This window comes from Rhizobium sp. JAB6 (assembly GCF_003024605.1).
Classification (GTDB): Bacteria; Pseudomonadota; Alphaproteobacteria; order Rhizobiales; family Rhizobiaceae; genus Rhizobium.
Genome location: NZ_PYJQ01000009.1, coordinates 638,002 through 651,036 on the forward strand (window position 1 = coordinate 638,002; position 13,035 = coordinate 651,036).

At 59.5% G+C, this 13,035-nt stretch carries 10 protein-coding genes and 1 pseudogene; 10 read left to right on the top strand and 1 reads right to left on the bottom strand.

Going from position 1 to position 13,035, the window contains the following annotated elements:
• Positions 1 to 126: 126 nt before the first annotated feature.
• From choW to C7U61_RS13075, 7 genes and pseudogenes are all read left to right on the top strand, one after another.
• The gene (gene choW / locus C7U61_RS13045; RefSeq protein WP_106998474.1) at positions 127 to 984 is read left to right on the top strand and encodes a choline ABC transporter permease subunit; all 858 of its coding nucleotides are present in this window, start codon (positions 127 to 129) and stop codon (positions 982 to 984) included.
• The gene (gene choV, locus C7U61_RS13050) at positions 981 to 2,030 is read left to right on the top strand and encodes a choline ABC transporter ATP-binding protein (RefSeq protein WP_106998475.1); all 1,050 of its coding nucleotides are present in this window, start codon (positions 981 to 983) and stop codon (positions 2,028 to 2,030) included. Before choW ends, choV begins: the two co-directional genes overlap by 4 nt.
• Before the next feature lie 36 nt (positions 2,031 to 2,066).
• Positions 2,067 to 2,552 (top strand): annotated as a pseudogene (locus C7U61_RS13055) (pyridoxamine 5'-phosphate oxidase family protein); the annotation flags it as partial.
• 371 nt (positions 2,553 to 2,923) lie between these two features.
• Positions 2,924 to 3,241, top strand: a complete 318-nt coding sequence (locus tag C7U61_RS13060) for a metalloregulator ArsR/SmtB family transcription factor (protein WP_004116664.1) — start codon at positions 2,924 to 2,926, stop codon at positions 3,239 to 3,241.
• A 341-nt stretch (positions 3,242 to 3,582) separates the two neighbouring features.
• A complete protein-coding gene (locus C7U61_RS13065; protein WP_106998477.1) occupies positions 3,583 to 4,911 on the top strand; it encodes an aspartate aminotransferase family protein in 1,329 nt (442 codons plus the stop codon).
• A 90-nt stretch (positions 4,912 to 5,001) separates the two neighbouring features.
• Positions 5,002 to 6,699, top strand: coding sequence for an adenine deaminase (gene ade, locus C7U61_RS13070; protein WP_106998478.1), 1,698 nt, complete (start codon positions 5,002 to 5,004; stop codon positions 6,697 to 6,699).
• 87 nt (positions 6,700 to 6,786) lie between these two features.
• Complete coding sequence (locus C7U61_RS13075; protein WP_106998479.1) at positions 6,787 to 7,605, top strand: DUF2066 domain-containing protein; 819 nt, start codon at positions 6,787 to 6,789, stop codon at positions 7,603 to 7,605.
• Between the two features lie 18 nt (positions 7,606 to 7,623).
• Here the strand turns inward: C7U61_RS13075 and C7U61_RS13080 are convergent, their stop codons facing one another.
• Complete coding sequence (locus C7U61_RS13080; RefSeq protein WP_106999094.1) at positions 7,624 to 9,270, bottom strand: alpha-glucosidase family protein; 1,647 nt, start codon at positions 9,268 to 9,270, stop codon at positions 7,624 to 7,626.
• 294 nt (positions 9,271 to 9,564) lie between these two features.
• On the opposite strand from C7U61_RS13080, the gene C7U61_RS13085 reads away from it, so the two are divergent.
• Genes C7U61_RS13085 through C7U61_RS13095 form a run of 3 tightly spaced genes read left to right on the top strand, consistent with a single transcriptional unit; the run spans position 9,565 to position 13,034 of the window.
• Positions 9,565 to 11,145 (top strand): peptide ABC transporter substrate-binding protein, encoded by a 1,581-nt coding sequence (locus C7U61_RS13085; protein ID WP_106998480.1) that lies wholly within the window; start codon positions 9,565 to 9,567, stop codon positions 11,143 to 11,145.
• 51 nt (positions 11,146 to 11,196) lie between these two features.
• The gene (locus tag C7U61_RS13090; protein WP_106998481.1) at positions 11,197 to 12,120 is read left to right on the top strand and encodes an ABC transporter permease subunit; all 924 of its coding nucleotides are present in this window, start codon (positions 11,197 to 11,199) and stop codon (positions 12,118 to 12,120) included.
• A complete protein-coding gene (locus C7U61_RS13095) occupies positions 12,117 to 13,034 on the top strand; it encodes an ABC transporter permease subunit (RefSeq protein ID WP_106998482.1) in 918 nt (305 codons plus the stop codon). The genes C7U61_RS13090 and C7U61_RS13095 overlap by 4 nt, the downstream gene beginning before the upstream one ends.
• Position 13,035: the final 1 nt, after the last annotated feature.

Consider the following 13,035-nt stretch of genomic DNA (forward strand, 5'->3'; position numbering starts at 1 on the left):
TTGAACGGACTGCTTGCTTTCGCGTCCCGCCATATCAAGGACAATGGTCCGCCTGGCGTGACAGATCGTTATTCTGCGGCGGCACCTCCGGCATCATACGCAACAATCGGAAACGCCGCCCCAATCATGGGCAAAGACGTGAACTGGTTAACCGATTACCGCATCCCCATCGGGCCATGGGCCAAAGCCGTCGTCGACTGGCTGACGAGCAATGTCACATGGTTCTTCGACGGCCTTTCCTTCGTTGTCGCCCATGGAATCAACGGGCTGCTGTTCCTCTTGCAGGCGCCGCATCCGCTGATCGTCGTCGTTGTCTTCACGGCAATCGCCTACTGGATGCGCCGGAGCGTCACGATCACCGTCCTTACCTTGATCGGCCTGCTGATCACCATCAACCAGGGCTACTGGAAAGAGACGACCGAGACGCTGGCACTGGTATTGGCCTCCACCTTCGTATGCATGCTGGTGGGCGTTCCCCTCGGCATTGCGGCTGCACGCCGACCGTGGCTCTACGCCATCATGCGGCCGATCCTCGATCTGATGCAGACCATCCCGACCTTCGTTTACCTGGTGCCGGCAATGATCCTGCTCGGCCTTGGCATGGTTCCGGGCCTGGTTGCCACCGTCGTCTTTGCTCTTCCCGCACCGATCCGCATGACCCGCCTCGGCATCATTTCCACTCCCCCTTCGCTGGTGGAGGCAGCCGAATCCTTCGGCGCGACGCCTCGCCAGGTTCTGCGCAAGGTCGAGCTGCCCTTTGCCACGCCGCAGATCATGGCCGGCCTGACGCAGACCATCATGCTGTCGCTCTCGATGGTCTCGATCGCAGCGCTCGTCGGCGCTCCCGGCCTCGGCGTGCCCGTGCTGCGCGCGCTGAACAGCGTCAATGTCGCCAAGAGTTTCGATTCCGGCGCATGCATCGTCATCCTCGCGATTATTCTCGACCGTATGTTCCGCGCGCCCGGCGAAGGAGACCGCTCATGACCGTCGCCGTCGATTTCAAAAATGTCAGCATCATCTTCGGCGACCGTCCCGACGCCGCCCTGAAACTCGTCGACGGAGGCAAGTCGCGCGACGAGATCGGCAAATCCACCGGCATGGTGCTCGGCGTCGCAAATGCCTCGCTGCAGATCGAAGAAGGCGAAATCCTCGTGCTCATGGGCCTGTCCGGCTCCGGCAAATCGACGCTGCTGCGCGCCGTCAACGGCTTGGCGCCGGTGGTGCGCGGCGAAGTCTCCGTCAACACCAAGAACGGCGCCGTCAGCCCCTATTCCTGCAGCCCCAAGGCTCTGCGCGATCTGCGCATGCATACGGTCTCCATGGTGTTCCAGCAGTTCGCTCTGCTGCCATGGCGGACGGTCGCCGACAATGTCGGCTTCGGGCTCGAGCTCGCCGGCGTGCCGGATGCGGAGCGCAAGAAGCGTGTCGACGAGCAGCTCCAGCTCGTCAACCTCGCACAATGGGCCAATCGCAAGGTGAATGAGCTTTCGGGCGGCATGCAGCAGCGCGTCGGCCTCGCCCGCGCCTTTGCGACCGGGGCGCCGATCTTGCTCATGGACGAGCCGTTCTCCGCGCTCGACCCGCTGATCCGCACCCGCCTTCAGGACGAACTTCTGGAATTCCAGCGTCGCCTGAAGCGCACGATCCTTTTCGTCAGCCACGATCTGGACGAGGCATTCCGCATCGGCAACCGCATCGCCATCATGGAAAGCGGCCATATCATCCAGTGCGGAACACCGCAGGAGATCGTCAAGAACCCGGCCGATCAATACGTAGCCGATTTCGTGCAGCACATGAACCCGATCAGCATGCTGACGGCACGGGACATCATGCAGCAGGGCATCGGACATTCGGCCAATGCCGGTTCCGTCACCGCCACTGCAACCGCGACAACGCCGCTTGTCGACATCCTCGACGCTCTGACGCGCCAGCCTGGCAACATCGGCGTTGTTGACAACGGCACGATTATCGGAACGATCTCGGCACAAGACGTGGTGGCGGGCCTGACCAGCCATCGGCGAAAGGAGTAGTCGTTCGCCACTGCTCCTCAATTCACGGAGCAGGCAATGAACGACAAGCCATCGGTGATAAGGGAAACGGATGAGGATGCGCGCAAACAAGCGCGCGACCTTATGCGCTCTGCCGGACATGCGGCCTTGGCCGTTATCGATCCCGACACCGGCTTTCCCTCCGTCAGCCGCGTCCTGACCGTCATCGACGCCGATGGTGCTCCGGCCATTCTGGTCTCTGGCCTTTCCTCGCATACCAAAGCGCTGATGAAGGACGGTCGCGCTTCCGCGCTTTTTGGTGACCCCGGTAAGGGCGACCCTCTCGCTCATCCTCGCTTGACCCTGCGATGCAACGCGCAACGCGTCGATCGCCGGAGCCAGGCACATGAGCGCATTCGCGCACTTTTCCTCAACCGCCATCCGAAGTCCAAGCTCTATATCGACTTTCCGGACTTCTGCTTCTTCCGCCTTGTTCCTCTGGACGCCAGCCTGAATGGCGGCTTCGGAAGGGCTTATATCTTGTCCTCGCAAGACCTTGCGATGCTTTAAACCGAAAACAAAGCGCGCCGGAATAAGTCATACAATAGTGCGAGAATTAGTAGTCGGAGAGCTCGGAGTAGAAATGGCTATTATTGGCAGATTGCAAATCTCAGGTGACCAAATTTGGTACATTAGCCTCACCAAAGCGATAAGAATCGACCTATTTTGGTCTAATCGAGCCTCCCCTTGGGGTGTTGGAGACGCCCGCACCATCGCAGGAGCATCATACGTACATACCTAAAACAGCATACTCGATACCTTAAATTTAGGTATATACAATCTTTGCCCCGTCTTGGTATTGTTAGATATCGGTAAGAGCCGGGTTGGAAATAGCAAAATTTCCGATGTAAGCTCCGTATTTGGAAGTTTAGAAGATGAAGACAAGAAATTTGGCCGAACACTCTAATGTTGCGGCAGCATTATTATCAGCAATGGCGAACCCGAAGCGCCTTTTGATCCTTTGCAGCCTCGTTAAAGGCGAAGTTCCAGTTGGCGTTCTTGCAAATCAGGTCGGTCTGAGCCAATCAGCACTTTCCCAGCATCTTTCGAAGCTTCGCGCCCAGAAGCTGGTCAAGACGCGTCGCGATGCTCAAACGATTTACTACTCCAGTACATCGGAATCCGTGATCCGTGTTCTCGAAACGCTGGAAGACATTTATTGCGAGCCGGAAAAAAGTAGATCGGCTGCCTAAGAGCTAAGATGGCTCCTGGCCTGCCGGCACATGATCTTTAGGGGACACTTTAAACCTCGGAAGATCGACTTGCTTTCATTACCAGCCGTTTTGCTGCTTTAACTGGCAAATCCTAGGATTTGCCAGTTTTTTCATGTTCAGACGCCCACGATGCTTCGTCGCGCGATTCCTTGCCCGCGACTGTCGATACGCGTAGTTCGACGCTCAACCTGCCTCCCCCAGCGCTATCTTTGCCTTGACGCCAAAGGGGCGGCTGATAATTTGACCAAGCAGTAAATATAATAGCGCGGCGTGGGGCCGTGGCCGGGAAACAGGCCCCCGAATGGCCATTGGAGAACAGCATGTCGGACCGTTTGAATGCCACCCCTAACGATTTGCGCGCCTTCTGGATGCCGTTTACGGCCAACCGCCAATTCAAGAAGGAACCGCGCCTCTTCGTCAGCGCCAAGGATATGTATTACACCACTCATGACGGTCGCCAGGTGCTGGACGGAACCGCGGGCCTTTGGTGCGTAAACGCCGGGCACTGCCGCCCGAAGATCACCGAGGCCATCCGCGAGCAGGCCGGCGAACTCGATTATGCACCTGCCTTCCAGCTCGGCCACCCCAAGGCCTTCGAGCTGGCGAACCGGCTGGTCGATATTGCCCCCGAGGGCATGGATCATGTTCTTTACACGAATTCGGGTTCGGAATCGGTCGAAACCGCGCTCAAGGTCGCGCTTGCCTATCACCGCGTGAAGGGCAATGGCTCACGCTTCCGTCTCATCGGCCGCGAGCGCGGCTATCACGGCGTCAATTTCGGCGGCATCTCCGTTGGCGGCATCGTCACCAACCGCAAGATGTTCGGCACGCTGCTGACCGGCGTCGACCACATGCCGCACACGCATGTTCCCGGCAAGAACGCCTTCACGCGCGGCGAGCCAGAGCATGGCGGCGATATCGCCAGCGAACTGGAGCGTATCGTCACTCTGCATGACGCCTCCACGGTCGCAGCCGTCATCGTCGAGCCGATTGCCGGATCCACCGGCGTGCTCATCCCGCCGAAGGGCTATCTGCAGAAGCTGCGCGAAATCTGCACAAAGCACGGCATCCTGCTGATCTTCGACGAAGTCATTACCGGCTTCGGCCGCCTCGGCACTCCCTTCGCTGCTCAGTATTATGATGTGAAGCCGGATATCATCACGACAGCCAAGGGCCTCACCAATGGTGTCATCCCCATGGGCGCGGTCTTCGTCACCTCGGAGATCCATGACGCCTTCATGCAGGGACCCGAGCACATGATCGAGTTCTTCCACGGCTACACCTATTCCGGCAATCCGATCGCCTCGGCCGCGGCGCTTGCGACGCTCGACACCTACAAGGAAGAAGGCCTGCTGACGCGCGCAGCCGAACTTTCCGACTACTGGGCCGATGCCCTGCATTCCCTAAAGGACTGTCCGAACGTCATCGACATCAGAAACACCGGCCTGATCGGCGCCATCGAACTCGACCCGATCGCCGGCGAACCCACCAAACGCGCCTTCACCGCCTTCCTGAAGGCCTACGAAAAGGGCCTCCTGATCCGCACTACAGGCGACATCATCGCGCTCTCGCCGCCGCTGATCATCGAGAAGCACCACGTCGACGAGCTGTTCGGCAAGTTGAGAGAGATCTTGCAGAATAATATCTAAGGCCTAAGCTCAAACAATCTCCGCCCCTCACGCCTCCTCTTGTATGAGCAAGAGAGCCGGCGTGAGGGGCGATCCATATGCGAGGGACGAATGACCACCAAACTCGAACGCTATATCGACCAGGGCGTCGGCCGGGAACCTGCCGATATCGTGCTGAAGAACGGACGGTTCTTCGATCTTGTGACGGGCGAGCTGGTCGCTTCGGACATCGCCATCTCCGGCGATCGCATCGTCGGCACCTGCGGCGAGTATCATGGTCGTCAGGAAATCGATATTGCCGGCCGGATCGTCGTGCCGGGCTTCATCGATACCCATCTTCATATCGAGTCTTCGCTGGTGACCCCGCTCGAGTTCGATCGCTGCGTCCTGCCCTACGGCGTCACCACCGCCATCTGCGATCCGCATGAGATCGCCAATGTGCTCGGTACCGAAGGCATCCGCTATTTCCTGGATTGCTCGCTGGAAACGATCATGGACATCCGCGTCCAGCTCTCCTCCTGCGTGCCGGCAACGCATCTGGAAACCTCCGGCGCTGACCTGCCGATCGAGAAGCTCCTGCCGTTCCGCGGTCATCCCAAGGTCATCGGCCTTGCCGAATTCATGAACTTCCCCGGCGTGGTCCACAAGGATCCCGTCTGCATGGCGAAGCTCGAGGCCTTTCAGGGCGGCCACATCGACGGCCATGCACCGCTTTTGCGCGGCAATGATCTCAACGGCTATCTCGCGGCCGGCATCCGTACCGAGCATGAATCGACGACATCAGAGGAAGCGCTGGAAAAGATCCGCAAGGGTATGCATATACTCGTGCGCGAGGGATCGGTTTCCAAGGATCTGCACGCGCTGATGCCAATCATCACCGAGCGCCTGTCGCCTCATCTCGCCCTTTGCACCGATGACCGGAACCCGCTCGATATCGCCGAACAGGGCCACCTCGATTACATGATCCGTACGGCGATCGCCCATGGCGTCGAGCCACTGGCGATCTATCGCGCCGCCTCCATCTCCGCCGCCCGTGCCTTCGGCCTCAAGGATCGCGGTCTCGTGGCACCGGGCTGGCGCGCCGATCTCGTCGTTATCGACAGTCTCGAAAGCTGCAAGGCCGAGATCGTCTTCTCGGCAGGCCGTCTTGTTACCCCCGAACTCTTCGCGACCCGAAATTCCGTCGCACCTGTCGGCCTCGACAGCGTCGAGGCCCGCCCGATCAATGCTGCCGATTTCGGTGTGCCGGTAACGGAAGGCGAAAGCTCGGTCATTGGCGTGACGCCTGGCAAGATCATCACCCAACATCGCCGCCATCGCCTGCCGGCCAAAGGCAACCAGACCGATATCGATCTAGGCAACGACATCATCAAGGTCGCCGTTATCGAGCGGCACGGCAAGAACGGCAATCATGCCAACGGCTTTGTCCAAGGCTTTGGCTTGAAGAAGGGTGCGATCGCGTCGACCGTCGGCCACGACAGCCATAATATCTGCGTCGTCGGCGTCAGCGAGGACGATATGGCGCTTGCCGCCAACCGCCTCAGTGAGATCAATGGCGGCTTCGTCGTCGTCGAGAATGGCGTCGTGACAGGCGAAATCGCCCTGCCGGTCGCCGGCTTGATGAGCCTGGAGCCCTATGAAAGCGTGCGGGACACGCTGCACCATCTGCGCCAGGCAGCCTATGCCCTGGGCGCGACGCTGGAAGAGCCCTTCCTGCAGCTCGCCTTCCTGCCCCTGCCCGTCATCCCGCATCTGAAGATATCGGACCGGGGCCTGGTCGATGTCGACAAGTTCATGCTGATCGGCTGACGGCGACACTTATTCGTCCATCCTTGTCTCGATCCCCGAGGCTGTCTTATCGTGTCCGCTTATAGGCTCGGAAACCGCAGGGAGGGGATGGTGCGAAACTTCGCTTATGCGACCAGTTGGCAGCTACTTGCGCTGCTGTTGATCGCGACTTTTCCTGCATCTCAGGCGCGAGCCTTCATGCCTGATGATGTTTACACGAGCGTCTGCGTCGTTACCGGCCAGGGACCGGAAAATCGAGCCAAGGGCTTTGCCGATTGTCTGGATAAGGTTCTGCCGCGCGTTTCCGGTAACTCGAGATTGGCTGATAGCCCTCTCATGCGGACCGCTCGCGAGCATGCGGCCGACTACATCGAGAACTTCACGTATCGCGACAGGCTCGCGGGCCGTCCTATCCATGATGAGCAAGGCACCCACGACCGCCCCTTCGACCTCATATGCCGCTTTCGCAAGGAACGCCTCGATGATCTGCTCGAGAGGCTTGGCACCCGCCCGTGGCTCGCCAAGCGGCCTGTGCTCGAAATCCTGTTGACCGTCCGTCGTGGTGACTTGAGCTATCAGGTAACGGCCGGGAGGGGCCGCGATCTGGCCATGCGCGAAGCATTCACCGCAGCGTCCGATCTCACGGGCATCGACGTCGTTTTCCCTTCCGAAGGGAGGTTGCAAGCCGATTCGACAGCAGGCGCGATTCCCTTATCAGGCGATTTGGAGTGGAATGAGAGCGCCCTGGGCTGGGTCGCGACATGGACGCTGAGCGATCAGCAAAACGGCATTGAACCGCATGACGTGACGTGGCAGGTGCGAGGCGTGAGTTTCGACGATGCGTTCCGCGCGGCGCTTCAGGGTGCCGCGCAGATTCTATCGCGAAACGGTGAACCCGCCGGCGCCTTCGCCCCTGTCAAACAATAGGCCTTCGGCCAACTTCGATCATTCCACCCGGCCGCAATAGACGTCCAGCGCGGCAAGCGCCACCAACGATCCCGCATCGGCCGTGGCGAAGCCTGGCATGGCAATCGTCTTGCCGAGCTTGATGTCCGTCGGCAGCGCGACCTTCACCGGCTTGCGCGAAAGATTGAAGATGAACAGCAGCGTCTCCTCGCCCTTGGAGCGGGTGAAGGCAAGAACGTCTTCCTCCGTGTCTAGGAAGGTCATGTCGCCGTCGCGCAAGGCCGCATGCTCCGCGCGGAAGGCCAGCGTCTGCCGATAGTGATGCAGCACGGAATTCCCATCTGCTTCCTGCTTGTCCACCGCAAGGGCCGCATGCTGATAGGGAACGGGCAGCCATGACTTGTCGGCCGTCGTAAAGCCCGCATGAGCGCGGCCCGCTTCCCAGGGCATTGGCGTGCGGCATCCGTCACGCCCCTTGAATGCGGGCCAGAAGCGAATCCCGTAGGGATCGCGCAGATCCTCGAAGGCTAGCTCCGCCTCCGGCAGGCCGAGTTCTTCGCCCTGATAGAGGCAGATCGAACCGCGCAAGGTGGAAAGCAGCGAAATCGCAAGCTTTGCAACGCGCGGCTGCTCCTCCGGCGTTTTGGCGAAGCGGCTGACGTGACGCCGGACATCGTGGTTGGAAAACGCCCAGCAAACCCAGCCATCGACCACATTGTCCTGAAAATCGCTGACGCAGCGCCGGAAATGAGCCGGCGTGAAATTTGGCCCGAGCAGGTCGAACGTATAGCACATATGCAGCTTGTCGCCGCCGGTCGTATAGGCGGCGACCGTCTCCAGCGAGCGTGCGCCGTCACCCACTTCGCCGACGGTCGTGCGGTTTTCGTATTGATCGAGCAACACACGCAACCGCTTCAGGAAACCGATATTCTCAGGCTGGGTCTTATCGTACAGATGGCTCTGCATCCCGTAGGGATTGGTTTCGGGCGAGTCGAGCCCGCCGGTCGCAACGATGGCGGGCGGATTGTCGCGAAGCTTCTTGTCGCAGAAATAATAGTTGACCGTATCCAGGCGGAAACCGTCCACGCCGCGATCAAGCCAGAATTTCAGGGCCGAGAGCACGGCATCCTGAACCTCCGGATTGTGGAAATTCAGATCCGGCTGCGAGGTCAGGAAATTATGCTGGTAATATTGCCGGCGGACGCCATCCCACTCCCAACCCGGGCCGCCGAAGATCGACAGCCAGTTGTTCGGCGCAGTGCCATCCGGCTTCGGATTGGCCCAGACATACCAGTCCGCCTTGGGATTGTCGCGGCTTGCACGGCTTTCCACGAACCAGGGATGCCGGTCCGAGGTGTGCGAGATAACCTGGTCGATGATGACTTTCAGACCGAGGTCGTGCGCTGCCGACATCATCTGGTCGAAATCGGCAAGCGTGCCGAAGATCGGATCGACATCGCAATAATCGGCGACGTCATAGCCCATATCGGCCATCGGCGAGGTGAAGAAGGGCGCCAGCCAGATCGCATCGACCCCAAGGGCGGCAATGTGAGGCAGGCGCCGGGTGATCCCCTTGATGTCACCAAGCCCGTTGGCATCGGTGTCCTGAAACGACCGCGGGTAGACCTGATAGATTACGGCGCCGCGCCACCAGTCGGCTCCCGCCGCTTTATTCGTCGATTTCATCAAAACCGCCTCGATATCGCACAAGGCCTCCCAGTTTGCACACTCGGACGCAGGCGGCAAGCCGCAAATCGGCCGCTCCGGTAAACCCAACCCACGGACGATAAATTCGCAGTATCAATTTTAGAGAATTATCAATATGAAAGTTCACACGCTAAGCATGCCCGACTTTTTTTAACTTGAATGCGACGTCGCTTTCGATAACTTCCCGCATTGACCTGCACGTACAGGTCACCTGCGGGATCAAAAACACCCTTGTAAAACAAGGACAATAACTCCAGAAAGGTGGGAAAAGGTATGACTCATTTCACCAGAAAATTCCTAGCGACAGCTCTCGTCAGCACGATATTGAGCTTCTCCGCGCACGCTGCCACACTGAATATCCACAACGGCGGCGACCCGACTTCCCTCGACCCGCAAAAGATTTCCGGCGATTGGGAAAACCGCATCGACGGCGATATTTTCGAAGGACTGGTGACCGAAGATCCCAAGGACAACCCAATTCCCGGCCAGGCTGCAAGCTGGACCATCTCTCCCGACCAGAAGGTCTATACCTTCAAGCTGCGTGACGGCATCAAGTGGTCCGATGGCCAGCCGGTGACGGCACAGGACTTCGTTTTCGCCTTCCAGCGCCTTATGGATCCGAAGACCGCCGCCCAGTACGCCTATCTGCAGTACACGATCAAGAACGCGGAAAAGATCAACAAGGGCGAGATCAAGGATCCGACCCAGCTCGGCGTCAAAGCAATCGACGACAAGACACTGGAAATCACGCTTGAAAACCCAACGCCTTACTTCCTCAACGCCCTGATGCATTACACGGCCTATCCGCTGCCGAAGCATGTCGTGGAAGCCAAGGGCGATCAGTGGGTCAAGATCGAGAACATCGTCACCAACGGCCCCTATAAGCCCGTCGAATGGGTGCCGGGTTCGCACGTCACCACGGTCAAGAACGATCAGTATTATGACGCCAAGGACGTGAAGATCGACAAGGTCAACTTCTACACGCTGGAAGATCAGGCCGCCGCCTTGAAGCGCTATCGCGCCGGCGAATTCGATATTCTGACCTCCTTCCCGGCCGACCAGTTCGAATGGATCCAGAAGAACCTCCCCGGCCAGGCACATGTGGTGCCCTTCCTTGGCACCTACTATTACGTCATGAATGCCACCAAGCCGCCCTTCAACGACAAGCGCGTCCGCCAGGCTCTCTCCATGGCCGTCAACCGCGAGGTCATCGGCCCGAAGATCCTCGGCACCGGCGAACTGCCGATGTATTCCTGGGTCCCGCCGGGCACGGCCAATTACGGTGAGCCAGCCTATGTCAGCTGGAAGGACGAGCCTTACAAGCAGAAGGTCGAAGAGGCCAAGAAGCTCCTGAAGGAGGCCGGCTTCGGCCCCGATCATCCGCTGAAGGCTCAGCTGCGCTACAATACCAACGACAACCACAAGCGCATCGCCGTTGCGATCGCCGCCATGTGGAAGCCGCTCGGCGTTGATATCGAGCTTTATAACACCGAGACCAAGGTGCATTACGATGAAATGCAGCGCGGCGAGGTGCAGATCGGCCGTGCCGGCTGGCTCGCCGACTACAATGATCCGATCAACTTCCTGAACCTGCTGTCCACCGGCGTCGAAATGAATTACGGCCGCTGGAGCAACAAGGACTACGATGCTCTGATCAAGCAGGGCAATGAAGAGACCGACCTGAAGAAACGCGCCGAAATCTATAAGAAGGCCGAGCAGCTCGCCCTCGACGACAGCGCCGCGATTCCGATCTACTACTACGTTTCCCAGAACATCGTCGCCCCGAAGGTCCAGGGCTTCGTCGATAATATCCAGGACATCCACCGCACGCGCTGGCTGTCGATCAAAGAATAATTGGGAACAGGCTCTCTCCCGGAGACAACCGGGAGGGAGCCGTCTAAGACCATGTTTGGCTACGCTCTCCGTCGTTTGCTGTCGACAATCCCCGTCTTGTGGATTGCCGTGACAGTGTGTTTTTTCATTCTGCGCCTCGCTCCTGGCGGCCCTTTCGATGGCGAAAGGCCATTGCCGCCCGAAGTCAAAGCCAATCTCGCGGCTCACTATAACCTCGACAAGCCGCTGGTTGAGCAATACCTGATCTATGTCGGCGACGTCATGAAGGGCGACCTTGGCCCCTCTTTCGCCAATCAGGACTTCACCGTCACACAGCAGATCATGTCCGGCTTCCCTTACACGCTGACCATCGGGGGCTCCGCCTTCGTGCTCGCGACGGTCGTCGGCGTCTTCATAGGCTGTCTTGGGGCGCTTTATCAGAACCGCGCGGCCGATTATTGGCTGGGCGGCGGCCTTCTGATCGGCCTTGTCATGCCGAACTTCCTCATAGCGCCGATCCTTCAGCTCGTTTTCGGCAATACGCTCGGCTGGCTGCCGGTGGGCGGCTGGGGCGATGGCTCGTTCAAATTCCTGATCTTGCCCATCGTCGTCCTGACCCTGCCGCATGCGGCCCGTATTTCGCGCCTGATGCGCGGTTCGATGATCGAGGTGATGAGCCAGAACTTCATCCGCACCGCCAAGGCCAAGGGCATTGGCCCGCGGCTGACGATCATGCGGCACGCGCTGAAGCCGGCCATGATGCCCGTCGTCTCCTATCTCGGGCCTGCGGCGAGTTATCTGCTCACCGGCTCGCTGGTGGTCGAAAGCATCTTCGGTCTCCCCGGCGTCGGCCGCTACTTCGTCGGCGCAGCGCTCAACCGCGATTACGGCATGGTCCTCGGTACGGTCATTTTCTACATGGTCCTGATCGTGGTCCTCAATCTGCTGGTCGACATCGCCTATGCCTGGCTCGATCCGAAAGTGAGAATGCGATGATCCTCAATTCCGCCAAGAGAGAATTGCTGGAAGCGGAATTGCTTTCGGCAGAAGGGCTCGCACCCAAGGGGCGGTCCCTCAGCGGCGACGCGATGCGTCGTCTCCTGCGCAACAAGGCGGCGGCACTTTCGCTGGTCATATTGGCCGTGCTGGTCCTGGCCGCCATATTCGGCCCGTATTTCCTGCCCTTCAACTACGAGGATCCGGACTGGACCTCCTTCCGCGGCGCTCCGGACTTCGCCGCCGGCCACTATTTCGGCACCGACGGCAACGGCCGCGACCTGCTGGCGCGCACGCTCTACGGCACCCGCGTCTCGCTGACGGTCGCACTTGTCGCAACCCTCGTCTCGGTCGTCATCGGCGTGCTCTATGGCGCCGTTGCCGGCTATTTCGGTGGCCGCGTCGATGCCATCATGATGCGCTTCGTCGATATCATGTACGCCCTGCCTTATGTTCTTTTCGTCATCCTGCTGATGGTGATCTTCGGCCGCAACGTCTATCTGCTGTTTGCGGCGATCGGTGCGCTGGAGTGGCTCACCATGGCCCGCATCGTGCGCGGCCAGACCTTGTCGATCAAGCAGCGGGAGTTCATCGAGGCCGCCCGCGCGTCGGGGCAGCGATCGTTCAAGATCATCCTGAAACATATCGTGCCGAACCTCGTCGGTCCGGTCGTCATCTACGCGACGCTCACCATCCCCGAAATCATCGCGACGGAGAGCTTCCTCTCCTATCTCGGCTTCGGCGTTCAGGAGCCGCTGACGTCTCTCGGCACGCTGATTGCCGAAGGCTCTGCGGGCATGGAGACGACGCCCTGGCTGCTGCTCTTCCCGGCCGGTTTCCTGGTCGCGCTGCTGATGAGCCTGCTCTTCATCGGCGACGGTCTGCGCGACGCATTCGATCCGAAGGATCGCTGAC